We start from the raw sequence: 23,273 nt of genomic DNA, 5'->3' as shown, positions 1-23,273 counted from the left end.
ACGCTTGGGGACATGTCCTCAAGCAGGCTGCTCCTGGGAAGCATGGTCGAGCAGCGCCTGAACGACGGATTCGTGGCCGCAGTCCTTGGCGAAGCTGAGCGCCGTATTGCCGTGCTTGTCCCGAACCTCCGGGTCCGCTCCTGCGGCCAGCAGCAGCGAGGCGCATTCCGCATGCCCGTTGTAGGCCGCGATCATCAGAGGCGTCTCACCGTCTGCATGGCAGGTGTAGATCGGCCGGGCGCCGGCGTTCAAAAGGATCTTCAGCACGGCTGCATGACCGTGCATGCATACTGCCGACAGCACGGAACGTCCGGTCAGATACCGCACGTTCGGATCCGCCCCTTGCTCCAGCAGCCAGTTCACCGCTTCCTCGTCCCCCTGATACGCTGCCCAGAATAATGGCGTGTTGCCGTCCTCATTCTTCTCGTCGATGCGGGCGCCTTTTTCCGCCAAGAGCTTCATCGTGACGAGATCCTCCTGATTTGCCGCCATCGACAGAGGCAGCATCCCCTGCTCGATCCGATTCGGATCGGCGCCCATGGCCAGCCAGAAGCGGACCGCACCGGTCCTTCTTTTGGCGATCGCCTCCATCATCCTCCGGGAGGACAGGCTGCGGAGCATCGCCGCCGGCGTCCAGGCCGATTCCCTACGGAACAGCACTCCATGCGGATGAAGAAGAGCCTGCTCTTGAACCGGCTTGAACCGGCGGGACGTGTTCAGCACGATGATGCTCGTCCCGCTCGGGAGCGCTTCCTCCTTGGCCAGATTCCGGACCATCAGCCGGGCAAGCGTACGGCTCCACACCCTCCATTTCCGCTTGTTGCGGATGAGGAGTACGAACTTCGGCTTGTTCGGGAAATGCGTCACGACTTTCCGCACGAGATAGGCTTCCCGCAAGATCGGGTACTGCCTCAGCTCCTGCGTCAGCGGAGCCAGCTCGTACGCTTCCAGGCCATGCGGCACGAAGGAATCGGTCGGCAGCACCGAAGCGCGCTCCAGCTGCCCTTGACGGAGCCGCTCCAGGAATCGGACCTGCTTGTCCCGGTATTGCTCGGCTTCCCTGGCCATGCCGATCCGGGTGCAATAATCCGCCAGCTCGCCATAGGCGCTCAGCGCATAATCCTCGTCCAGCTCAGCAGCACGGCTCAAGTAAGCCGCCGCCTGCGCTTCCATCGCCGCCCCCTCCTGCTTCATGAGCGCCCTTCCGGCAGCCGCATAGGCGTGAGCGAGCCGATCATTGCGGGCGATCAGCCGCTCGTACAGCGGGAGCGCGGAAGTCGGGCCGTTCAGCTCTTCCTCGAGGCGAGCCAAGCCCCATAGCTGATTGTCGGTCAGTTCATCCGAATCCAGGCAGCTCAGCTCGGCATGCTCCTTGGCCATCTCCCGATAGCTCTCCACTCGCTCTGCCCAGGAGTCGGCCGTCTCTTGCTTCCATTGGTCGTCCAGGCGGGATGTAAGCTCCTCCGCAGAGCTTCCCAGCAGCTCCTGAAGGCAAGAGGCATAGGCAGGATCAGGCACGGAAGCGGTCTGCTGCAGCGCCTCCAGACGGTCGCGCAGAGAAGGATGCGTATCGTCGTATGCCGTCTCTACAAGCATCGCCTCCCGCAGAAGCCGCTCTGCTTCCGCTGCCGGCTGCGGCTGGGCGAGCTCCTGTCCCATCAAGGAGTGCACGGCAGGAATGGGCTCCGCTCCTCGGACCCGCCGCTCCAATCCGGGCCAGAAGTCGGACTGCAGACGGGCTCCAGCGATGCGGATCCGCAGAAGAGCCGAAGCGACGGAGCGGGCTCCAGCGGCATCCGCGGCGAGCCGGTCGGCTTCATACTCGTTGTCCCGTGCCAGGACAAACGTATATGCGCCAAGCTTGGGACTGTACCAGTCCAAAAACCGTTGGAACAGCAGGACCCAGGCGCTGTCCTTTTCCTCCAGCTTGTCCATCAGCTGGCCCCATGCCCGGCGCACCCGATAGATCCAGCCATGGAACTTGCTGTGGGACCGGGACAGATGGGCCATCTCATGAGCCAGCACGGCGCGGAACTCGTTCATCGGCATCGCCTGGAGAAGAGGCAGTCCGATCATCAGGTAGTTGCGCTGCCATCCGAAAAGGCCCAAGCGAGGAATCTGCACGACCGAGGCATTGAACTCCGGGGTCAGCAGCACCTTGTGGATGCGGAGCGTCCGCAGGCTGGACGCCAGGCCGCTGATTTCGCGGAACAGTCCGGGAGCATTGATCGGGGTCAGAGGGATGCCTTCGGGCTCGTCGAACTTGATGCGCAGCGAGCGGACCAGCATCCAGATCAGGCCGGCCAGCGGAAGGACGAGCTTGACGAGCAGCACGGACGCCTTCCCCGAGAGCCCGACGACAAGCGCCGCTATGCTTCCTGCGAGAAGAAGCAGGATGCCGATCAAATAGGCGAAGCCCAGCCCGACAATACCCAGCACCTTCAACCGGTAGGCAGATGGGCTGATCCGAGATTTCTCTTCCAATTTCTTTACGGTTTCTTCAAACTGCGCTGGCGTCAACTGAACAGCCCCCTGACACGACTATAATGACAACAAAGGAATGGTTTCGCCTTATTATAGCGGATTTCATTCCCTTTTCTTCCTCTTTTTTTAGTCTAAGCAAGAATTCGTCTTCTACATTCAAATCCAGATAAAGCAAAAACCCACAACCTTTTCGGGTTGTGGGTTTTTCTTTTAATGGAGGCGAGGGGATTTGAACCCCTGTCCGAAGGCAACGGCACACAGGCATCTACGGGTGTAGTCACGGATTTGATGTCACTTGCAAGAGCGCCCCGTAACCGGCTATCTCACAAGTCAGCCTGATTGTCTTCTTCTGCCGACCCCAGGCGGAGACCGAACAGCGTAGCCTACTAAGGGTGAGCCCCTACATCCGGCACATAGGCGATGCTGGAGAGGAGCTTAGCATACAGTTTCTTAGGCTGCTGCTAAAGTTGTACGTTGGTTGCCATTTAATAGGCTTTAGCGTTGATGAAGCGGACGCGTCCCCACTACCCGCAACCCATGCTCGAACTACCCCCGTCGAATCCATAAACGCCCCCGGACAGATCCGTCCTGCCGGCGCATGCACCTAAGCTGCAGCAGCCGCGCGGCGGTCCGAAGCGCAAGGACTGAGCGAGACACTCGCACAGCATTGCAAATTCAAAGCCAACGTAACTTGATACTCCTAGTATACCACAGGTGAATCGGAAAAAGCGAAGCGAAACGCTGGAAGCAGGTCTTATGCGACCTGGCGTCAGCAACGCCCGAAAATCTGGCGGCAGGCAGCAGGAGCTAGCGAGCCACCTTCTGCTTCTCCCGCAGCGCCCGCTGAATGTCGCGCTGGGCATCCCGCTTGGCGGCGGACTCGCGCTTGTCGTACTGCTTCTTGCCCTTGCCGAGTCCGATCAGGATTTTGGCGTAGCCGTTGCGCACGTAGATCTTGAGCGGGACGATCGAGTAGCCATCCTGCTTGGACTGGCCGTACAGCTTGGCGATCTGCGCCTTGTGCAGCAGCAGCTTGCGCGCGCGCGTCGGATCGGTCGGATTATGCCGGTTGCCCTGCTCGAACGGGCTGATATGCAGGTTGTTAAGGAATATCTCGCCGTTCCGTACGGTCGCGAACGCATCGTTCAAGTTCGCCCGCCCGGTCCGCAGCGACTTGATCTCCGTCCCCATCAGCACCATGCCGGCCTCGTACGTCTCCTCGATGAAGTAATCATGCGAGGCCTTCTTGTTCTGAGCGAGCGGCTTCTGCGACTGATCTTTGTTTTTAGCCATGCCTCGATCTCCTCCTTTCGTTGAAAACAGGGATTGCCGGTTCGGCAACCCCTGTCCATGTCTGCTTACTCGGCGGAATCCGATCCGCCCTGAGGCGCGGAGCTCGGATTCGTTCCCGCATCGCCGCCGCTCACCGGCGGAGCGCCTGCGGCGCCTTTGTTCTTCTTGCGGCGCGAACGGCTGCGCTTGGAGCCGCCCTCGGCCGGAACCGCGTCCGGCGTGACGGAAGCGCGCGATTCCGGATCCATGTCCCGGAACAGATCGGCGATGTCCGCCCGCGTCACTTCGCGGATGGACGGCGCCGTGCTGCTGCCTTTGCGGCGCTTGCGCTTCGCCTTGGCTCCGCTGGAGGCCTGCTCCTGCGGCACGCCTGCGGCCGTCTGGCCCTCTGCAGCGGAAGCCCCGCTGATCGTCGGACCGCGTCCGCCCTTAGGGCGTCCGCCGCGCGGCGCGCCGTCCGGAGACGGCCCGCGTCCGCGGCTGCGGTCCGCTGCCGGGCCTGCGCCCGGACGTCCGCCACGGTTGCCGAGGCTGGCCGGCGGCACCGGCAAGCCCCACATGTCCGTGCGCTTCGTGCTCTCGATCTTGCCGCCCTCGCGCACGCTCCAAGGATTGTCATCCCGCACGTTCGGGATATCCTCCGGCATGCTGCCCCGCCAGCCGTTGGGGCCGAACCCGCTGTCGCGGCGGCCTCTGCCGCCGCCGCCCCCGCGAGGACCGCGCCCGGCTCCGCCCGGGCCGCGGCCGCCGGCTTCGCCGGCTCCGCGTCCGCGCTGCGCGCTCGGACGCGCGCCGCTCGCCGGCGCTGCCGGCGACCCGCCGCCCTGCGCGGCGGGCCTGCCGCCTGCGCCGGCGCGCCCGGCGGCTGCGCCGCCTTGCTGGCCGCCTGCACGGCCGGCGGCTTCCTTGCCGCGGCGCCCTTTGGCTCCGCGGCCCTTCCCGCGCGCTCCGCCTCCTTGAGCGGCTCCGCGCGAACCACCTTCGACCATCGCGAAGTCAATCTGATGATCATCCATATCTACCCGCTCCACGCGCACTTTCACCTCGTCTCCGATGCGATACATGTTGGAGGTGCGCTCACCGATGAGGATCATCTGCTGATCGTCAAAGTGGTAGTAATCGTCGTTCAGGCTGCTTAGCCTTATGAGACCTTCTACCGTGTTCGGCAGCTCCACGAAAATTCCGAAGCCGGTCACGCTGCTGATGAGGCCCGTGAACTCTTCTCCTACTTTATCGAGCATAAACTCGCATTTCTTGAGTTGATCCGTATCCCGCTCGGCGTCGACCGCCACGCGCTCGCGCTCCGACGACTGCTGGGCGATGTCCGGCATGCGGGCGGCAAGCGCCTCGATGCGGGCTTCGGACAGCGTGCCGCCATTTTCCAGCACCTCGCGGATGATCCGGTGGATCACCAGGTCCGGATAGCGCCGGATCGGCGACGTGAAGTGGCTGTAGTACTCCGCCGCCAGGCCGTAGTGGCCGAGGCTCTGGGCATCGTAGCGCGCCTGCTTCATCGAGCGCAGCATCATCGTCGAAAGCACCGTTGCTTCCTTGGTGCCCTTGATCTCCTCGAGCAGCGACTGCAGCGCCTTGGGATGGACCGTGTTGTTCTTGCCGCGCACCGAGTAGCCGAAGTTCGAGGCGATCTGGATGAACGTCATCAGCTTCTCGCCCTCCGGATTCTCGTGCACCCGGTAGAGGAACGGCACCTTGAGCCAGAAGAAATGCTCGGACACCGTCTCGTTCGCCGCCAGCATGAACTCCTCGATGATCATCTCGGCGATCGTGCGATCGCGCTTGATGATGTCGGTCGGCTTGCCTTCGTCGTCCACGAGAATCTTCGATTCCGAAAAATCGAAGTCGATCGCGCCGCGGTTCATGCGCTGGCGGCGGAGCTTCATCGCGAGCTCCTCCATCAGCTGGAACGTCGGCACGAGCTCGGCATAGCGCTCCAGCAGCTGCTCGCGCTCCGCGCGCCGCTCGGCGCGGTCCTGGCGCTCGGCGGCGAGCCGCGCTTCGCGCTCGGCATCCGTCTCGGCCGGCTGAGAAGCCGGAGCCTGTCCGCCGGCAAAGGCGTCCAGCTGGTCGAAGTCCTCCTGCCGCGTGCGCACCTTCTCCGCCTTGCGGATCGGCTTGTTGTTGATGACCGGCTGCGCTTCCTGCGCCATCCAAGGATTGTCCGACTCGCGGGAGCGCGTCGGTCCGCCGGCTCCGGCTCCGCGCAGCGGATACGGCTCGCCGTCGTCCGCCTGCGCGGCCGGAGCATCCGGCTCGTCATCGGCAGCGAACTCCTCGTCGGCATTTTCGCCCGGACTGCCGGCATCGCCTCCGGGAATGATGAGGCCCATGTCCGACGGACGGCTCAGCCGCTCCGGCTGACGGACGCCTTCATCCTCGTCCTCGTCGCTCGAGGCCTCGACGAACGGCTCCTCTTCCTCCTCCGCTTGGCGCGGCACGCCGCCGTCATCGTCGGCGACGATCGTGCCCATGCCGCCCGGAGGCAGCTTTTCGGCCGGCGCGCTCAGGCTCGGGTCGAACTCCGCCTCGTCGGACGCGAAGTCCGCCTGAGACGCTTGCAACGGCTCCAGAGACTCGTCCGCCACGATCGCTTCCGCCGTCTCTTCCTCCACCGGAGTCAGAATCTTGCGCACGTTCGTATACGACATGCGTTCCTTGGAACGGATGACGCTCGTGAAGATGTCGTGGCGCACGCGCTTCAGCGTCGAGGCGTCGAACTCCATCTCGCAGCTCATCGTCAGCCGGTCGACCTGCGGATGCAGCGAGCAGATGCCGTTGGACAGCCGATGCGGCAGCATCGGGATGACGCGGTCGGTCAAGTAGACGCTCGTGCCGCGGCGGTACGCTTCCTGGTCGAGCGCGCTGCGCTCGCGGACGTAGTAGCTGACGTCGGCGATGTGGACGCCGAGCAGGTAGTTGCCGTTCGGCAGCCGCTCGACGTTGACCGCGTCGTCGAGGTCCTTGGCGTCCTCGCCGTCGATCGTGACGATCGTCTTGGCGCGCAGGTCGCGCCGGCCCTGGCTGACGATCTCCTCCTCCGTGATGGAGTCGGGAGCCGCCTCGGCCTCCGCCATCACGTCGTCCGGGAAGCTCTCCGGCAGCTGATGCTTGCGGATGATCGACAGGATGTCGACGCCAGGATCGTTCTTGTGTCCGAGCACCTCCACGACCTCGCCCTGAGCCGCGGCGCGGCCCTGCGGGTAGTGCGTGATGTCGACGACGACCTTCATGCCGGTCACCGCTCCGCCGAACGAGCCTTGCGGGATGAAGATGTCGCGGCCGAGGCGCTTGTCGTCCGGCGAGACGAAGCCGAAGCTCTCATGGCTCTCGAACGTGCCGACGAACTGCTTGACGGCCCGCTCGGCGACGCGCACGACTTCCCCTTCCATGCGTCCGCCGCCCGGTCCGCGCGTCTGGACGCGGACGAGCACGGTGTCGCCGTTCATGCCGGTGTTCAGATCGTTCGCCCCGATATAGACGTCGGGGTGGGTCTTGTCCTCGGGCAGCAGGAACGCGAAGCCTTTGGCATGCACCTGAAGGCGGCCCTTGAGCAGGTCCATATGCTGCGGCAGGCCGTATGCGCCTGCGTCGTTGCGGAAGATCGCTCCTTGATCCTCCAGCTCATTGAGCAGCTTCAGGAACGCCTTGAAATCGGAGGCGTTGTCGATGCCGAGCTGCCGTTCCAGTTCTTGATACGTCATCGGCTTGTAAGCCGGCTGGTTCATCAAGTCGAGCAATGTTTGATGTTCGATGGTCATGTTCTCCTTCTCACCTCGTGCCGTAAGGACCCGTCCTGCTATCCTGGCAGATCCAGCCACTTCTATCTCCTTGATAGTATACACGAATTCGGGCCTCATCAACCGCCAACGTTCCGGAATATAAAGAAAAAGCGGGGATTCCCCCGCTTCCTCAAGGCTGTATTCCGTGCTATTTCAGGTAGGCGACCAGCAGCGCGACGATGAAGAATCCGGCGGCGAGCCCGATCGTCAGGCGCTGCAGGAACAGGTCCAGGCCGCGCGCCTTCTGCTTGCCGAACAGATGCTCCGCTCCGCCGGAAATCGCTCCGGAGAGGCCAGCGCTCTTACCTTTTTGCAGCAGAACTACCGCAATCAGTCCGAGGGAAAAAATCACGAGCAGAATCTTCAGGAAAATATCCATGCGTACGTTACCTCCCAGCCTTCGTACAGCCTCCCGGCTGCCTGCCGCTATGAGTTTTGCACATGCAGGCCGTCTCCTGCGGCCAGCAAGCGGCTTGCATGGGCAAAACCAAATCATAAACAGCGGTTTCATTGTACCATAGCCAGGCCTGTGGAAACAAGCGCGTCCTTTCCGCTCCGAAAAAGCCCGTCCGAACCCTACCGGTCCGAACGGGCTTCCTGCGGAAGGGCTGCGTCCGCGGGCCTAGTAGCCTTTGCCGCGCAAATAGTCGAGGCTCAGCTTGGCGCTTTCGAGCGAGGAGCTGGCGAACTCCTCCTGCTCCACGATGAAATATTCGATGCCGGCTTCCTCGGCGATCGCGAATACCGGGTCGAACTCGACCGAGCCGCTGCCGACCTCGGTGTCGCGGCGTCCGACGCCGAAGTCCTTCAGATGCGCGATCGGGGTGCGTCCTGCGTAGCGCTGCACGTATTCGACCGGCGATTGGCCGCCCATATGCACCCAGCCGAGGTCGAACTCCATGATCATGAGGTCGGCCGGAATTTTTTGCAGCAGCAGGTCGATGACCGGAGTTCCGTCGACTTGCTTGAACTCGAAGTCATGGTTGTGATAGCCGTAGATCAGGCCGGCCTCCTTCACCTGGCGGGCCGCCTTCTCAAGCGTCGAGGCCAGGCTGTCCACGTCCTCCAGCTGCGGGTTTTCCGGCAGCGGAGCCCACGGCGTAATCAGATACTTGAGGCCGATCGCCTTTGCGTACTCGATCTGCTCCGCCAGGTCCGCCTCCATCTTGTTCGGATCGTTGAAGTTCAGGCCGACATGCGCGGACACCGCTTGGATGCCCGTCTCCTCCAGCACCTTGTTCAGATCCGCCGGGCTCGTGTTGAAGTAGCCCGCGAATTCCACGTACTTATAGCCCATATCAGCGACCTTGCGGATCGTGCCGAGGAAGTCTTTTTCCGTCTGGTCGCGCAGCGTATACAGCTGCAGTCCGACTTGAGGTTTTGCCATCGCTTAAACACCGCCTGTTCGATAGGTTCGTCTAGCCTAGCCTCAGTATAGCGTTTTCAGGGAACGGCGGGCTATGCCGGTTTTTGCGCCGTTTGTTTGTGATTTTGGCCTAACGAACCTAAAAAAATCCTGTCCGCACAAGGCGGACAGGATGAGAGAGCTCTATTTCTTGAAGCTTTTGAGGTTGTAGAACGCGCTGCGGCCGGCGTACTGGGCCGTGGAGCCGAGCTGGTCCTCGATGCGGAGCAGCTGGTTGTACTTGGCGACGCGGTCCGTGCGGGACGGAGCGCCCGTCTTGATCTGGCCGGCGTTCGTCGCTACGGCGATGTCGGCGATCGTGCTGTCCTCGCTCTCGCCGGAGCGGTGGGAGATGACCGCCGTGTAGCCGGCGCGCTTCGCCATTTCGATCGCGTCGAACGTCTCGGTCAGCGAGCCGATCTGGTTGACCTTGACGAGGATCGAGTTGCCCACGCCTTTGTCGATGCCGTCCGCCAGGCGCTCGGTGTTCGTCACGAACAGGTCGTCGCCGACGAGCTGCACTTTGCCGCCCAGCTTGTCGGTGAGCAGCTTCCAGCCCTCCCAGTCGTCCTCGGAGCAGCCGTCCTCGATCGTGAGGATCGGGTACTTGTCCGCCCACTCGGCGAGCAGGTCCACGAATTCAGCCGACGTGTAGGACTTGCCTTCGCCCTCGAGGTGGTACTTGCCGTCCTTGTAGAACTCCGTGGAGGCGACGTCCATGCCGAGGAAGACGTCCTCGCCCGGCTTGTAGCCCGCGCGCTCGATGGCGGAGATGATCGTCGTGATCGCCTCTTCGTTGGAGCCGAGGTTCGGCGCGAAGCCGCCTTCGTCGCCGACAGCCGTGTTCAGGCCTTTGTCCTTGAGGACGGACTTCAGGCTGTGGAAGATCTCGGCGCCGATGCGCAGCGCTTCCTTGAAGCTTTCCGCGCCGACCGGCAGCACCATGAACTCCTGCACGTCGACGTTGTTGTCGGCATGCTCGCCGCCGTTGATGATGTTCATCATCGGCACCGGCAGCACCTTGGCGTTGAAGCCGCCCAGGTACGTGTAGAGAGGCACGTCCAGCGCGTCCGCAGCCGCGCGCGCCACCGCCATCGACACGGCCAGGATCGCGTTCGCGCCCAGCTTGCCTTTGTTGTGCGTGCCGTCCAGCTCGATCATCTTGCGGTCGATCAGCACTTGGTCGAGCGCGTCGAGGCCGATGATTTCCGGAGCGATCAGCGTGTTTACGTTCTCGACGGCTTTCAGGACGCCTTTGCCGAGGTAGCGGCCTTTGTCTCCGTCACGAAGCTCGACAGCTTCGTAAGCGCCGGTGGAGGCGCCGGACGGAACGATCGCGCGGCCTTTGCCGCCGGATTCGAGGGATACTTCGACTTCGACGGTCGGGTTGCCGCGGGAGTCGAGCACTTCGCGTGCGTATACGTCAACGATGATAGACATAGTTTGAACACTCCTTCAAGGAATTGAGTTGGTTGTAGCAGGCTGTAACCAGTATAACCGATTGCCAGCCGCGGAACGAGTGCGGGCGAAGGCGCGGGCCGAAAGGCCCGCGCCTGTCGGCCGCAACCGCCGTCAGCTCGGGCGGATGAGGCTCAGGCCGGTCATCTCGGCCGGCTTGGGCAGCTCCATCAGGTCGAGCAGCGTCGGCGCGATGTCGGCGAGGATGCCGCCCTCGCGCAGCTGCACGCCTTTTTGCGTGACGATCAGCGGCACCGGATTCGTCGTATGCGCCGTGAACGGGCGTCCGTCCGGTCCGATGACCATGTCCGCGTTGCCGTGGTCGGCCGTGATGAGCACGACGCCGCCCTTGGCCAGCACCGCGTCGACGACGCGTCCCATGCATTCGTCCGTCGCCTCGACCGCCTTGATCGTCGGCTCCAGCATGCCGGAGTGGCCGACCATGTCGGGGTTGGCGAAGTTCAGGATGATCGCGTCATGCTTGTCCGAGTTGATCTCGCGCACGGCGGCGTCGGCCACCTCGTAGGCGCTCATCTCCGGCTTGAGGTCGTACGTGGCGACCTTCGGCGAGTTGATGAGCACGCGCGTCTCGCCCGGCAGCTCCTGGTCGCGGCCGCCGCTGAAGAAGAACGTCACATGCGGATACTTCTCCGTCTCGGCGATGCGCAGCTGCGTCTTGCCGTTCTGCACGAGCACCTCGCCGAACGTGTTGTCGAGGTTTTTGGGCTTGTAGGCGACGAAGCCGCCGACCGTCTCGCTGAACAGCGTCAGGCAGACGAAGTACAGGTTGGCCGGAGCCTTGTCCCCGCGGTCGAAGCCGCGGAAGTCTTCGTTGGTGAACACCTGCGACAGCTGGATCGCGCGGTCCGGGCGGAAGTTGAAGAACACGACCGCGTCTTCGGACTCGACCAGCGCGACCGGCTGTCCGTCCGCCTCGACGATGACCGTCGGCATGACGAACTCGTCGAAGACGGATTTCTCGTACGACTCGCGCACCGCCAGGATCGGGTCCGTGTACTGCGGGCCGTCTCCGTACACCATCGCGCGGTACGATTTCTCGACGCGCTCCCAGCGCTTGTCGCGGTCCATCGCGTAGTAGCGGCCCTGCACGGTCGCGATGCGGCCGATGCCGAGCTCCTCGATTTTGCCCTGCAGCTCGGTCAGGTAGCCGACCGCGCTGTCCGGCGCGACGTCGCGGCCGTCAAGGAAGGCATGGATGTACACTTGCTCCAGCCCTTCCTTTTTGGCCAGCTCCAGCAGCGCGAACAGATGCGCGATATGGCTATGGACGCCGCCGTCGCTGACGAGGCCGTACAGATGCAGCTTTTTGCCGTTCAGCTTGGCGTGGCGCACGGCGCCGATCAGCGTGTCGTTGTCGTAGAACTCTCCGTCGCGGATCGACTTGGTGATGCGGGTCAGATCCTGGTAGACGATGCGGCCGGCGCCGATGTTGAGATGGCCGACCTCGGAGTTGCCCATCTGGCCCTCCGGCAAGCCGACCGCCTCGCCGCAAGCGGTCAGCGTCGTGTTCGGATATTCCGCGAGGAAGCGGTCATAGTTCGGCTTGTTCGCCTGCGCGACGGCATTGCCGACGATGTCGCTGCGAAGGCCGAATCCGTCCATGATGATGAGCGCAACCGGTTTGGGAGCCATCTTACTTCGCCCCCTCGACGAGGGCGATGTAGGAAGCCGGCTCCAGGCTGGCGCCGCCGACGAGCGCGCCGTCGATGTTCGCTTGGCCGAGATATTCCTTGACGTTGGCCGGCTTCACGCTGCCGCCGTACTGGATGCGGACCGCATCCGCCGTCGCTTGGTCGTACAGCCCTGCGACGACCTGGCGGATATAGGCGATGACGTCCTCGGCATCCTCGGCCGTGGACGACTTGCCCGTGCCGATCGCCCAGATCGGCTCGTAGGCGATGACGGTCTCGGCCGCCTGCTCCGCCGTCAGGCCTTTCAGGCCGCCCTCCGTCTGCACTTTGCAGACGTCCTTCGTCTCGCCGGCCTCGCGCTCCTCGAGCTTCTCGCCGACGCACAGGATCGGAGTCAGGCCGTGCTTGAACGCCGCGACGACCTTCTTGTTCACGATCTCGTCCGTCTCTCCGAAGTACGCGCGGCGCTCGGAGTGGCCGACGATGACGTACTTCACGCCGAGATCGGCCAGCATGACGCCGGAAATTTCGCCGGTGTACGCGCCGTTGTCCTCGAAGTGCAGGTTTTGCGCGCCGATGGCGATGGAAGTGCCTTTGGCCGCTTCGACGAGAGCCGGAAGGGTCGTGAACGGAGCGCAGATGACGCTCTCGACGCCATCGACCTCAGCGCCGCCTTTCGCTTCGTTGAAGAAGGAGACCGCCTCGGAGACGGTCTTGAACATTTTCCAGTTGCCTGCGATGATCGGGGTTCTTGCCATGGGTTGTTCTCCTCTCTACTTGTCGTTAAGGGCGACAACGCCCGGGAGGGCTTTGCCTTCCATGAATTCGAGGGATGCTCCGCCGCCGGTGGAGATGTGGTCCATCTTGTCCGCAAGGCCGAACTTCTCGGCCGCCGCCGCGGAGTCGCCGCCGCCGATGACCGTGTAGCCCGCCGTTTCGGCGCAAGCCTGAGCGACGGCGCGCGTGCCGTGGGAGAACGGCTCGATCTCGAACACGCCCATCGGTCCATTCCAGACGACCAGCTTGGAGTCCTTGATCACGTTCGCGTACAGCTCGCGCGTCTTCGGTCCGATGTCGATGCCTTCCCAGTCGGAAGGGATGCCGTCGACGCCGACGATGTTCGTGTTGGCGTCCTTGCTGAACTCGTCGGTGACGACGATGTCGACCGGCAGCAGGAAGTTCTTGCCGAGCTTCTTGGCCTTCTCGATGAACTCGAGCGCCAGGTCCAGCTTGGAGTTGTCGACGAGCGACTGGCCGATCTCATGGCCTTGCGCCTTGAAGAAGGTGTAGCTCAGGCCGCCGCCGATGAGGATGTTGTCGGCGATCTCGATCATCTTGTTGATGACGTCGATCTTGTCCTTCACCTTGGAGCCGCCGACGATCGCGGTGAACGGACGCTCCGGATTGTTCAGGGCTTTGCCGAGCACGTCCAGCTCCTTCTCCATCAGCAGGCCGGATACGGCCGGGAGCAGATGAGCGATGCCTTCCGTGGAAGCATGCGCGCGGTGCGCGGCGCCGAACGCGTCGTTGACGTACAGGTCGGCCAGGGAAGCCAGCTGCTTGGCGAACTCCGGATCGTTGCTCTCCTCGCCGGCGTTGAAGCGCGTGTTCTCCAGCAGCAGCACGTCGCCGTCCTGGAGCGCCGCGGCTTTAGCCTGGGCGTCCGGACCGGCGGTGTCGTCCGCCTTGGCGACCGGCTTGCCGATCAGCTCGGACAGGCGCGCCGCGACCGGGGTCAGGCGCAGCTCTTCCTTGACTTCTCCGCCCGGACGGCCGAAGTGGGCCGCCAGGATGACGCGCGCGCCGCCTTCGATGAGATGCTGGATCGTCGGCAGCGTCTCGCGGATCCGGGTATCGTCGGTGATCGCGCCGTCTTCCATCGGCACGTTGAAATCGACGCGCACGAAGACGCGCTTTCCTGCTACTTCCACATCACGAACACTTTTTTTGCTCACAGCTGCTCGCCCTCCCGATATATAGGTTTCTATGGGTTAAACATCGTTAAAGAGGAGAACGAAACGCTCGCCTCTCCTCTTTAACCTTACCGCTGTCTATGCAGTTAAGCGCCGCTTCTTACAGCCCTTTGGAGGCGATGTAAGCCGCCAGGTCGATAACACGGTTGGAGTAGCCCCACTCGTTGTCGTACCAGGACACGACTTTGACCATGTTGCCTTCAACGACCATCGTGGACAGGCCGTCGATCGTGGAGGAAGCCGGGTTGCCGTTGTAGTCGCTCGATACGAGCGGCTCGTCGGAGAAGTACAGGATGCCTTTCAGCGGGCCTTCAGCCGCTTCTTTGAGGGCCGCGTTGACTTCTTCTACCGTGACGTTGCTTTTCACTTCGGCGACGAGATCCGTTACGGACACGTTTTTCGTCGGCACGCGCATCGCCATGCCGTTCAGCTTGCCTTTCAGCTCAGGCAGAACGAGGGAGACGGCTTTGGCAGCGCCCGTCGAGGAAGGAATGATGTTCTCTGCGGCAGCGCGGGCGCGGCGCAGGTCCTTGTGCGGCACGTCCAGCACGGACTGGTCGTTCGTGTAGGAGTGGACCGTCGTCATCATGCCTTTGACGATGCCGAACTTGTCGTTCAGGACTTTGGCGAAAGGCGCCAGGCAGTTCGTCGTGCAGGAAGCGTTGGAAATGACCGTATGGGAAGCCGCGTCGTATTTCTCTTCGTTGACGCCCATGACGATCGTGATGTCTTCGTTCGTAGCCGGAGCGGAGATAATGACTTTTTTCGCGCCGCCTTTCAGGTGAAGCTCGGCTTTTTCCTTCGCCGTGAAGATGCCCGTCGACTCGACGACGATCTCAGCGCCGACGGAGGACCAAGGCAGGTTTTCCGGATTGCGCTCGGCGAACACTTTGATTTCGCGGCCGTTGACGATCAGCGCGCCTTCTTTGGCTTCGACGGTCGCGTCCAGCACGCCGTGCGTCGTGTCGTATTTGAGCAGGTGAGCCAGCGTTTTCGTGTCGGTCAGGTCGTTGACGGCGACGATTTGAACTTCGCTGCTGTTCAGAGCGGCGCGGAATACGTTGCGTCCGATACGTCCGAATCCGTTAATACCAACTTTTACCATGGTTGAAAACCTCCTGAAATTAGGTGATGGTCCTGCATGATCCTTCAACGCGAAGCGCTCGGCCCTGCCCCTGTCAGGCGCAGAGCCCGCTTCGCCTTCATTCACGGTCGCGGTTGCGACGCGGATCGCCGGTCTAGTCTGCCATCGCGGCGATCTCCAGCGCGGCCGCCTCGTCGGTCACGAGCACATCCTCGTGGCCGAAGCGCAGCACCGCCGCGATCGCTTCGGCCTTGGACCTGCCGCCGGCGACGGCGATGACAACCTCGGTCGTCATGATGTCCTCGAGCCGGATGCCGGCGGTCGGCATCTTGTGCACGACGGATCCGGCCCGGTCGAAGTAGTAGCCCCACGCCTCGGCGAGCGCCCCCTCCTGGCGGAGCTCCTCGACGACATCCGATTCCACTCGCCGTCGCCGCGCCATCGTCATCGCGTCGCCGATGCCGTGGATGACGATGCGGGCTCCGCGGATGACGCCGACGACCTCTTTGACGCCGGGCTCGTGCATGAGGCTCGTATAGGCCTCCTCGCTCAGATGGTCCGGCACATGCAGCATCCGGTACTGGGCGCCGGTGCGCTTGGCCATCGCCGAGACGATCGTGCTCGCCTGGTACTCCAGGCTCTCTCCGAGCCCGCCCCTGGCCGGCACGAACAGATTGCTCGGATGCGGGACGGGGGCGTTAAGATGGCTCGCCACCTGTGCGAGCGTGGAGCCGCCGGTGACGGCGACGACGTCGCCCTCCCGCAGCTGTCCCAGCAGGGCGGACGCCCCGGCGCGTCCGAGCTCCCGCTTCGTGCTGGCGGAGTGGTCGGAGTCGCCCGGCACGATGACGACCTTGCTCAGGCCGAAGCGCGTCCGCAGCTGCTCCTCCAGGTTGGACAGGCCGAGCAGTCCGCTCAGCACCGGCTCCATCTCCTCGAGCAGGCGCCGGCCGCTCTGGCTGACGCGCATGCCGGAGGCGTTGATCTCTAGGAAGCCCTGCTCCTTGAGGAAGTCGGTCTCGGCCCGAAGCACCCGCTCGGTCATGCCGAGCGCCGAAGCGAGCGAGCGGCGGCCGATCATGTCCGCCACGAGCACCTGATGGAGAATCCCATAGCGGAGACGGACCGTCTCCAGCAGATCGGGCACCAGCTGACGCTGCAAATCAATAAGGCTGCGCATGAGCGCTCCAACTCCACTCGTTAGCTATCCGTACGGGACAATTAATGTCCCAGCTATTCAATAAACGTCCCACAACCTCATTGTACTCCTTCTGCCGAGGACCCGCAAGGGACCTTTACCCGATGAAAACGGTTGCCGACACGCCTTTCGACCTAAATGTTTTCCAGCAGCAGCAGGGAAACGGAGCCCTCCGGAAGCCGGACAGGTTAGTGTTGCTTTTTCTGGCAGGCTGTTATACAATCTTAGACGTTACGCTTTTCAAGCATACATGCGCCCGTGGTCCAATGGATATGACGTAGGCCTCCGGAGCCTGAGATCTAGGTTCGATTCCTAGCGGGCGCGCCAATCATTCACATCATGCTTTTCCGATACATGGGATCGCGTCCCTCCAGGGCGCGATCCTTTTTTGTTTTTGCAAGCCTCGTTTAAGAGGCGCCCGAGCCGGTTAAAATGGGCTATTGAACCGGCTTGGCGAAGCCGTCTCCGACCTCTTTGACCAAATTTGACTTTAACAATCGATTCTCGTAGAATGAAAAAAGCACCTGCAGTGACAACCTTAATGAGGATATAAGGAGGGACTTGCACATGAACATGAACTACGTGCCTATGGTCATCGAGCAGAGCAACCGCGGCGAGCGCGCCTACGACATCTACTCGAGGCTGCTCAAGGACCGCATCATCTTCCTCGGTACCGGCATCAACGACATGGTCGCCAACTCCGTCATCGCCCAGCTGCTGTTCCTCGCCGCCGACGATCCGGAGAAGGACATCTCCATTTACATCAACAGCCCCGGCGGCTCCATCACGTCCGGCATGGCGATTTACGACACGATGCAGTTCATCAAGCCTGACGTCTCGACGATCTGCGTCGGCATGGCCGCCTCGATGGGCGCGTTCCTGCTGGCCGCGGGCGCCAAGGGCAAGCGCTACGCGCTGCCGAACAGCGAGGTCATGATCCATCAGCCGCTCGGCGGAGCCGAAGGCCAGGCCAGCGACATCGAGATCCGCGCGCGCCGCATCCTCCAGATGCGCGACAAGCTCAACCATATTCTCGCCGAGCGTTCCGGTCAGCCGCTGGAGCGCATTGAGAAGGACACCGACCGCGACTACTTCATGAGCGCGGACGCCGCCCGCGAGTACGGCCTCGTCGACAAGGTCATCGAGAAGCTGTAAGCCAGGCTGCGACAGGCAAAAAGCGCCGCCCCTTCCGAATCGGAAGGGGCGGCGCTTTGCGTTTCGACGCTCTCGCGGCCGTCGCGGGCACGCGCGCAGGCCATCCTGCGCGGCGCTGCGGCTGCCGCGGCAGACCGGGGCTGGCCGAGAGCTATGCTACTTCAGCTGGTACACGACGGTCAGCTGGCCTTGCACGTCGACCTGGCCCGGCTCGACGGAGGTCGAAGCGCTGTCGCTGGCAGCCATGGCCTTCATCTGCGCCATCTCGCGGTACACCGGCACGGCCTGCGCGCCGTTCTCGGTGATGTTCACGACCGGACCGAGCGAGCGGCCCGCAGCGGCGGCAAGCGCCTCCGCCTTGACGCGCGCGTTGTCGAGCGCTTTTTTGAGCGCGTCGTTCGTATACGCGTCCGTCTTTTCCGTGCCGAAGGAGACGCCGCTGATCTGGTTCGCGCCCGCGCTTCCGAGGCTGTCGAGCAGCTCCCCGGTCTTGTCGATGCTGCGCCAGGAGATGCTCAGCTCATGCGTGGCCGTATAGCCGGTCAGCACCTGGCCTTCCTTCTCGGTGTAGCGGTACTGCGGCTGCACGTAGTAGGACGTCGTCTTCAGATCCTTGTCCGCCAGACTGTAGGTTCCTTTAAGCATTTTGACGACCGCGTCGTACCGCTTGGCCGCTCCGGCCTGAGCCTCCTTCGCCGTCTTGGCCGTCACGTTCACGCCCGCTGTGACATACGCGATATCCGGCGCCACCGACAGCTTGCCTACGCCTTGCACTGCGATCGTGTTCTCCATCGCCGCTCCTTGCTCCGCCGCATAGACGGGCTTTGATCCCGAGTCCAGCACGCCGGCTCCGTTCAGAGCCAGCAGCGATCCTGCCGTCAGCGAGGCCGCCAGCAGCAGCACCTTGCCTTGACTTGCCAGCTTGCCGAATCCTTGTTTGCTTCCCATACCTGTTCGCCTCCGTTTCGGTTTGTCCTTTGAAACGCTCGCCCGCCTGAAAATGTTGCACATGCAGGTTAGGATTCCCAACGGGGGCTTCGGCCAATGGCCAAAACGCAAAAAAAGCCCCCGGATCGGGAGCCTCGGGAGCCGCAGCGAATCAAGCTTGGGGACCGGCAGGCCGAGACCTACTGGTTCTCCAGCTCTTCCTTGCTGACGAGCGATACTAAAGCGTTTACAGCCTGCTCGGCGTCCGAACCTTCAGCACTGATGTGAACTTCGGTGCCGGAGCTGATGGCAAGGCTCATGATGCCCATGATGGACTTGGCGTTCACTTTTTTCTCGTCCTTCTCGACAAAGATCTCGGAGGAGAATTTATTCGCTTCCTGGACGAAGAGCGCGGCCGGTCTTGCGTGAAGACCCGTCTTCAGTCTCACGACTACGGGTTGTCTTGTCATGAACTCTATACCCCCTAATCCTAATTCATTGCTGCATGGCCGCCGGAAGGCGAACGTGAGGCATGCTCTTGCAAAGGGCCGCCGGGTGGAACGGACCTTACCTTGCGTGACAATTGCTTTCATTATACCATCGGCCGGCGCAACATGAAAGTTCAGCTTCCCCGGATTTTTTCGGCGAGCTCGTCGATCTTGCGCAATCGGTGGTTGACCCCGGACTTGCTGACGGAGCCCTTGAGCATCTCGCCGACTTCCTTGAGGTTCATGTCAGGATGCTGCAGCCGGATCTCCGCCACCTCCCGCAGCTTCTCGGGCAGGTTCTCGAGGCCGAGCTCCTTTTGCAGCAGCCGGATGTTGTCGATCTGGCGCACGGCCGCGCCGATCGTCTTGTTGAGATTGGCCGTCTCGCAGTTGACGATCCGGTTCACCGAGTTGCGCATGTCGCGCATGATGCGGACATCCTCGAACTTGAACAGCGCCTGATGCGCGCCGATGATGTTCAGCAGCTCGATGATCTTCTCGCCTTCCTTGATGTAAAAGACGAAGCCCTTCTTGCGCTCGATGCAGCGGGCGTTGAGGCCGAACTTGTTGGCGAGCGTGACGAGCGCGGAGCAGTGCTCCTCGTACATGCAGGCGATCTCCAGATGGTAGGAAGAGCCCTCCGGATTGTTGACCGAGCCGCCGGCGAGGAACGCGCCGCGCATGTAGGCTCGCTTGCAGCATGGCTTGCGGATCATGTCCTTGTCGATGCCCTGGTTGAACATGAAGCCCTCGGAGACGATGTTCAGCTCCTTGAGGATCTCCTGCACCCGCGCCGGGATGCGCACGATGTAGACGTTGTTCTTCTTAAGCCGCATCTTCTTGCGCACCAGCAGCTCCGTATGCACGTCGAACAGCTTCTTGATAAGGCTGTAGATTCTGCGGGCGATGGCTGCATTCTCGGTGGAGATGTCCAGAATGACCTTGCGGCTGGACAGATGCACCGAGCCGTTCATGCGGATGAGCGCGGAAAGCTCCGCCTGCTCGCAGCAGGCATCCTGGTTCTCGACGAGCGTCAGCTCTTTTTTCGTTTGAGCGGCGAAGGACATCCCTCTCTCACCCCTTTCGGTCCATCCAGCTGTCGACGAGCTGGTAGATATGATGGCTCAGCCGCACGGCGTCATGCCGCAGGTAGGTGCGGAACAGCACGAGCCGGTCGGCGATGACTTTGTAGCCTTGACGCGTCACCTCGTCCAGATCGAGCTGGACCGCCTGGGCGCCCATCTCGGCATAGCGGTCCTGCACCTGCGGCGGAATCTCGCCGTCGTTGACGATGATGTAGTCGAACAGCTGGTGGCCGACGTGGCGCTCGATCGCCTCCAGATGATCGCTCACCGAGTAGCCGTCCGTCTCCCCCGGCTGGGTCATAACGTTGCAGATGAAAATTTTGATCGCGCTCGACTGCACGATGCAGTCGGCGAGCTTGGGCACGAGCAGGTTCGGAATGATGCTCGTGTACAGGCTGCCCGGTCCGATCAGGATGGCGTCGGCCTCCTGGATCGCCAGGCACGCCTCCTCGAGCGGCTCCACGTCCGCCGGCTCGATGAATACCCGCTTGATCGGCTGGCCCGCCAGCGGAATGCTCGACTCGCCTTCGACGATCGAGCCGTCCGCGAGCTCCGCCTTGAGCACGATCGACTGGTCGGACGCCGGCAGCACCGTGCCGCGCACGGCAAGCACGCGGCTCAGCTCGCGGATGCCGGTGACGAAGTCGCCGGAGATGTCCGTCATCGCCGCCAGCATCAGGTTGCCCAGGCTATGTCCGGCCAGGCCGGTGCCATTGGAGAAGCGGTACTGGAGCATCTCGGAAAGCAGCGGCTCCACGTCCGCGAGCGCGATCAGCACATTGCGGATGTCGCCCGGAGGCGGCATCTGCAGCTCGCTGCGCAGCACGCCGGAGCTGCCGCCGTCATCGGCGACCGTGACGATCGCCGTAATGTCGAGGGGCTTCTCCTTCAGGCCGCGCAGCATGACCGACAGGCCGGTCCCGCCTCCGATGACGACGATCTTGGGGTTTTTCGGGTCCGCAGACCTTTTTCTTGCCATTGCACTCCCGCCTTAGGGGCGATCGCGGTCAGCATCGCGATGGCTGACCCGGACCGACTCCGTCTCGCTGCTGCCGAGCATCCGCCCGAGATATTCCGCTATGGCCACGGAGCGGTGCTTGCCTCCCGTGCAGCCGATGCCGATGACGACCTGGCTCTTGCCTTCCTTGCGGTATAAAGGAATGAGGAATTGAAGCATATCCAGCAGCTTGGTCAGAAACGTCTGGGTATCGGGCCATTTCATAACATATTCATATACATCGGGCTCCCGTCCGGTGCGTGGACGAAGGTGATCCACATAATGCGGGTTCGGCAGGAAGCGCACGTCATAGATCAGGTCGGCGTCGATCGGGATGCCGTACTTGAAGCCGAACGAGGTCACATTGACGGAGAAGCGGGACTGCTTGAGGTTCGTGAAGCGCGAGATGATCGCTTCCTTGAGCTGGGCGGGCTTGAGATTGCTCGTATCGATGATCTGGGTCGCCGAGTCCTTGAGCTCCTCCAGCAGCCGGCGCTCCATCGCGATGCCGTCGAGCGGCAGCCCTTCCGGGGCGAGCGGATGGCGGCGGCGGCTCTCCTTGTAGCGGCGCACCAGCACGTTGTCGGTGGCGTCGAGGAACAGGATCTCGTACGGGATCGTGAAATGAGTGCGAATATGCTCCAGCGAATCCGCCAGCGCCGTGAAGAATTCCCGGCCGCGCAGGTCGATGACGAGCGCGACCTTGGCGATCTTGCCGCTCGAGCCGTCGATCAGCTCCGCGAATTTGGGAATGAGGACGGGCGGCAGGTTGTCGACGCAAAAGAAGCCGAGATCCTCGAGGCTTTGCACCGCGATCGTTTTGCCTGCGCCGGACATGCCGGTGATGATGACGAGCTGGGGTGAGTTGGTTTCCATCGGGATTCCCCTTCCTGCGGCTGGATCAAGCCGAAAAGCCGCCGCGCGAGGCGGCGGCGGGCCGGACTAGGAGCGAAGGATGAGGCCGGCCGCTCCGACGACGCCGGCATTGTTGCCGAGCGTGGCCGCGACGATCTCGACGCCTTCCTTGGCTTCCGGCTGCGTATACTTGGCGAACACCTCGCGGATCTGGTCGAACAGGAAATCTCCGGCCTTGGCGACGCCGCCGCCGACGATGAAGCGCTGCGGGTTGAGCGTGACCGCCGTCGCGGCCATCGAGCGGCCGAGGTAGTAGGCCGCGCGGTTGACGATGCGGGCCGCCACCTCGTCGCCTTCCTTGGCGGCGTCGATGACTTCCTTGGCCATGAGGTTCGGCACGAGCGACAGGCTCGTCTTGTCCCCGCGGGCGACGGCGTCCTTGGCCATGCGGATGATGCCGGTCGCCGAGGAGACCGTCTCCAGGCAGCCCGTCATGCCGCAGGTGCATTGGATCGCTTCGAGATCCGGCACGATCGACATATGGCCAAGCTCGCCGGCCATGCCGTTGTAGCCTTCATAGATGCGGCCGCCGATGATGACGCCGCCGCCGACGCCCGTGCCGAGCGTGTAGCAGACGCAGTTCGGCACGCCGCGGCCGGCTCCGCCCCACGCCTCGCCAAGCGCGGCCACGTTGGCGTCGTTGTTCACCTTGACGATGACGCCGAGCTGATCCTCGAGCATCTGCTTCAGCGGAACGTTGCGTATGTTCAAATTGTTGGAGAACTTCACGATGCCGTTCGGAATGTCGAGGAATCCGGCGATTCCGACGCCGACGCCGCCTACCTGCTCCCAGGAATGTCCGGTCGCATCGACGATATGGCGCACGTACTTGACGATATTGTCGACGATGCGGTCCGCCCCATGGCTCGCCTCGGTCGGTCCCTCGTACGTCTGGAGCAATTCGCCCGCCGCGCTGCATACTCCAACTTTAATGGCGGTGCCGCCGATATCTGCTCCAACGTAGATCGTCTCTGACATGTGATAGCCACCTCAACGAATTAGTTTAACTTCTTTAGCTACTATAAGCGAAGGCATGGGTTAGGTCAAGGTAACAACGCCCCCCGGCGAACCGCGCCGAAGCTGGCCTCTCGCGGCTTTTCGGGAGCGCCGGGAAGGGCTTTTGAATCGTTTTTGGATTGCTCTCGGATTGCTTTTGGATGGCTTTCTGATGGCTTTCGAATGGCTTTCAGACCGCTCTCGAAGCGTCTTCGGGGCGCTGCCCAAACTGCCGCATGACCAGGCAATACCGGGTCCGCCCCGTCTCTCGCCGACCTTCGCGCCTGACGTTGCAGATCGACGTTAGCCGCAGGGCGATCCGCTTTTCCCCGTAAAAAGAAACGTCCGCCATCCGGAAGGATGGGG

At 62.6% G+C, this 23,273-nt stretch carries 18 protein-coding genes, 1 tRNA gene and 1 other RNA gene; 2 read left to right on the top strand and 18 right to left on the bottom strand.

Features of this window, described 5'->3' with window-relative positions; all coding sequences use genetic code 11:
* Positions 1–18: 18 nt before the first annotated feature.
* From NYE40_RS01550 to NYE40_RS01495, 12 genes are all read right to left on the bottom strand, one after another.
* Positions 19–2,484, bottom strand: a complete 2,466-nt coding sequence (locus NYE40_RS01550; RefSeq protein ID WP_127464372.1) for an ankyrin repeat domain-containing protein — start codon at positions 2,482–2,484, stop codon at positions 19–21.
* 211 nt (positions 2,485–2,695) lie between these two features.
* Positions 2,696–3,059: a transfer-messenger RNA gene (gene ssrA / locus NYE40_RS01545) on the bottom strand.
* A gap of 232 nt (positions 3,060–3,291) precedes the next feature.
* Positions 3,292–3,777, bottom strand: coding sequence for an SsrA-binding protein SmpB (gene smpB / locus NYE40_RS01540; protein ID WP_028599305.1), 486 nt, complete (start codon positions 3,775–3,777; stop codon positions 3,292–3,294).
* 65 nt (positions 3,778–3,842) lie between these two features.
* Positions 3,843–7,553 (bottom strand): RNB domain-containing ribonuclease, encoded by a 3,711-nt coding sequence (locus NYE40_RS01535; RefSeq protein ID WP_339279208.1) that lies wholly within the window; start codon positions 7,551–7,553, stop codon positions 3,843–3,845.
* Positions 7,554–7,722: 169 nt separating this feature from the next.
* Positions 7,723–7,953 (bottom strand): preprotein translocase subunit SecG, encoded by a 231-nt coding sequence (secG, locus tag NYE40_RS01530; RefSeq protein WP_028599304.1) that lies wholly within the window; start codon positions 7,951–7,953, stop codon positions 7,723–7,725.
* Positions 7,954–8,196: 243 nt separating this feature from the next.
* Positions 8,197–8,961 (bottom strand): sugar phosphate isomerase/epimerase, encoded by a 765-nt coding sequence (locus NYE40_RS01525; protein ID WP_028599303.1) that lies wholly within the window; start codon positions 8,959–8,961, stop codon positions 8,197–8,199.
* 162 nt (positions 8,962–9,123) lie between these two features.
* Positions 9,124–10,419, bottom strand: coding sequence for a phosphopyruvate hydratase (eno, locus tag NYE40_RS01520; protein ID WP_028599302.1), 1,296 nt, complete (start codon positions 10,417–10,419; stop codon positions 9,124–9,126).
* 132 nt (positions 10,420–10,551) lie between these two features.
* On the bottom strand, positions 10,552–12,090 hold the full coding sequence (gene gpmI, locus NYE40_RS01515; RefSeq protein WP_153782585.1) for a 2,3-bisphosphoglycerate-independent phosphoglycerate mutase: 1,539 nt from the start codon (positions 12,088–12,090) through the stop codon (positions 10,552–10,554).
* A gap of 1 nt (position 12,091) precedes the next feature.
* A complete protein-coding gene (gene tpiA, locus NYE40_RS01510; protein ID WP_028599300.1) occupies positions 12,092–12,847 on the bottom strand; it encodes a triose-phosphate isomerase in 756 nt (251 codons plus the stop codon).
* A 15-nt stretch (positions 12,848–12,862) separates the two neighbouring features.
* The gene (locus tag NYE40_RS01505; protein WP_028599299.1) at positions 12,863–14,044 is read right to left on the bottom strand and encodes a phosphoglycerate kinase; all 1,182 of its coding nucleotides are present in this window, start codon (positions 14,042–14,044) and stop codon (positions 12,863–12,865) included.
* Between the two features lie 118 nt (positions 14,045–14,162).
* Positions 14,163–15,167, bottom strand: a complete 1,005-nt coding sequence (gene gap / locus NYE40_RS01500; protein WP_028599298.1) for a type I glyceraldehyde-3-phosphate dehydrogenase — start codon at positions 15,165–15,167, stop codon at positions 14,163–14,165.
* A gap of 133 nt (positions 15,168–15,300) precedes the next feature.
* Positions 15,301–16,326 (bottom strand): sugar-binding domain-containing protein, encoded by a 1,026-nt coding sequence (locus tag NYE40_RS01495; protein ID WP_028599297.1) that lies wholly within the window; start codon positions 16,324–16,326, stop codon positions 15,301–15,303.
* Positions 16,327–16,596: 270 nt separating this feature from the next.
* Here NYE40_RS01495 and NYE40_RS01490 point away from each other — a divergent pair.
* Positions 16,597–16,671: transfer RNA gene (locus tag NYE40_RS01490), tRNA-Arg, on the top strand.
* Positions 16,672–16,917: 246 nt separating this feature from the next.
* A complete protein-coding gene (clpP, locus tag NYE40_RS01485; protein WP_028599296.1) occupies positions 16,918–17,499 on the top strand; it encodes an ATP-dependent Clp endopeptidase proteolytic subunit ClpP in 582 nt (193 codons plus the stop codon).
* A gap of 156 nt (positions 17,500–17,655) precedes the next feature.
* Here the strand turns inward: clpP and NYE40_RS01480 are convergent, their stop codons facing one another.
* The 6 genes from NYE40_RS01480 to NYE40_RS01455 form a co-directional block, all read right to left on the bottom strand.
* Positions 17,656–18,447, bottom strand: a complete 792-nt coding sequence (locus tag NYE40_RS01480; RefSeq protein ID WP_052333329.1) for an SIMPL domain-containing protein — start codon at positions 18,445–18,447, stop codon at positions 17,656–17,658.
* A 179-nt stretch (positions 18,448–18,626) separates the two neighbouring features.
* Positions 18,627–18,896, bottom strand: coding sequence for an HPr family phosphocarrier protein (locus tag NYE40_RS01475; RefSeq protein WP_028599294.1), 270 nt, complete (start codon positions 18,894–18,896; stop codon positions 18,627–18,629).
* A 152-nt stretch (positions 18,897–19,048) separates the two neighbouring features.
* Positions 19,049–19,981, bottom strand: a complete 933-nt coding sequence (gene whiA, locus NYE40_RS01470) for a DNA-binding protein WhiA (protein ID WP_028599293.1) — start codon at positions 19,979–19,981, stop codon at positions 19,049–19,051.
* 7 nt (positions 19,982–19,988) lie between these two features.
* On the bottom strand, positions 19,989–20,978 hold the full coding sequence (locus NYE40_RS01465) for a YvcK family protein (protein ID WP_028599292.1): 990 nt from the start codon (positions 20,976–20,978) through the stop codon (positions 19,989–19,991).
* A 12-nt stretch (positions 20,979–20,990) separates the two neighbouring features.
* On the bottom strand, positions 20,991–21,872 hold the full coding sequence (gene rapZ / locus NYE40_RS01460; protein ID WP_028599291.1) for an RNase adapter RapZ: 882 nt from the start codon (positions 21,870–21,872) through the stop codon (positions 20,991–20,993).
* 66 nt (positions 21,873–21,938) lie between these two features.
* Positions 21,939–22,889, bottom strand: coding sequence for an ROK family glucokinase (locus tag NYE40_RS01455; protein WP_028599290.1), 951 nt, complete (start codon positions 22,887–22,889; stop codon positions 21,939–21,941).
* Positions 22,890–23,273: the final 384 nt, after the last annotated feature.

It is taken from the genome of Paenibacillus sp. FSL W8-1187 (assembly GCF_037965485.1).
In the GTDB taxonomy this organism is placed as follows: Bacteria; Bacillota; Bacilli; order Paenibacillales; family Paenibacillaceae; genus Paenibacillus_O; species Paenibacillus_O pasadenensis.
Note: the sequence above shows the minus strand (reverse complement) of the source record. Positions and strands in the feature narration are given on the sequence as shown.

Excerpts from the sequence above, each read along its gene's own strand:
- smpB (WP_028599305.1), bottom strand. The coding sequence starts at position 3,777 with ATGGCTAAAAACAAAGATCAGTCGCAGAAGCCGCTCGCTCAGAACAAG.
- NYE40_RS01535 (WP_339279208.1), bottom strand. The coding sequence starts at position 7,553 with ATGACCATCGAACATCAAACATTGCTCGACTTGATGAACCAGCCGGCT.
- secG (WP_028599304.1), bottom strand. The coding sequence starts at position 7,953 with ATGGATATTTTCCTGAAGATTCTGCTCGTGATTTTTTCCCTCGGACTG.
- NYE40_RS01525 (WP_028599303.1), bottom strand. The coding sequence starts at position 8,961 with ATGGCAAAACCTCAAGTCGGACTGCAGCTGTATACGCTGCGCGACCAG.
- eno (WP_028599302.1), bottom strand. The coding sequence starts at position 10,419 with ATGTCTATCATCGTTGACGTATACGCACGCGAAGTGCTCGACTCCCGC.
- gpmI (WP_153782585.1), bottom strand. The coding sequence starts at position 12,090 with ATGGCTCCCAAACCGGTTGCGCTCATCATCATGGACGGATTCGGCCTT.
- tpiA (WP_028599300.1), bottom strand. The coding sequence starts at position 12,847 with ATGGCAAGAACCCCGATCATCGCAGGCAACTGGAAAATGTTCAAGACC.
- gap (WP_028599298.1), bottom strand. The coding sequence starts at position 15,167 with ATGGTAAAAGTTGGTATTAACGGATTCGGACGTATCGGACGCAACGTA.
- NYE40_RS01495 (WP_028599297.1), bottom strand. The coding sequence starts at position 16,326 with ATGCGCAGCCTTATTGATTTGCAGCGTCAGCTGGTGCCCGATCTGCTG.
- clpP (WP_028599296.1), top strand. The coding sequence starts at position 16,918 with ATGAACTACGTGCCTATGGTCATCGAGCAGAGCAACCGCGGCGAGCGC.
- NYE40_RS01480 (WP_052333329.1), bottom strand. The coding sequence starts at position 18,447 with ATGGGAAGCAAACAAGGATTCGGCAAGCTGGCAAGTCAAGGCAAGGTG.
- NYE40_RS01475 (WP_028599294.1), bottom strand. The coding sequence starts at position 18,896 with ATGACAAGACAACCCGTAGTCGTGAGACTGAAGACGGGTCTTCACGCA.
- whiA (WP_028599293.1), bottom strand. The coding sequence starts at position 19,981 with ATGTCCTTCGCCGCTCAAACGAAAAAAGAGCTGACGCTCGTCGAGAAC.
- NYE40_RS01465 (WP_028599292.1), bottom strand. The coding sequence starts at position 20,978 with ATGGCAAGAAAAAGGTCTGCGGACCCGAAAAACCCCAAGATCGTCGTC.
- rapZ (WP_028599291.1), bottom strand. The coding sequence starts at position 21,872 with ATGGAAACCAACTCACCCCAGCTCGTCATCATCACCGGCATGTCCGGC.
- NYE40_RS01455 (WP_028599290.1), bottom strand. The coding sequence starts at position 22,889 with ATGTCAGAGACGATCTACGTTGGAGCAGATATCGGCGGCACCGCCATT.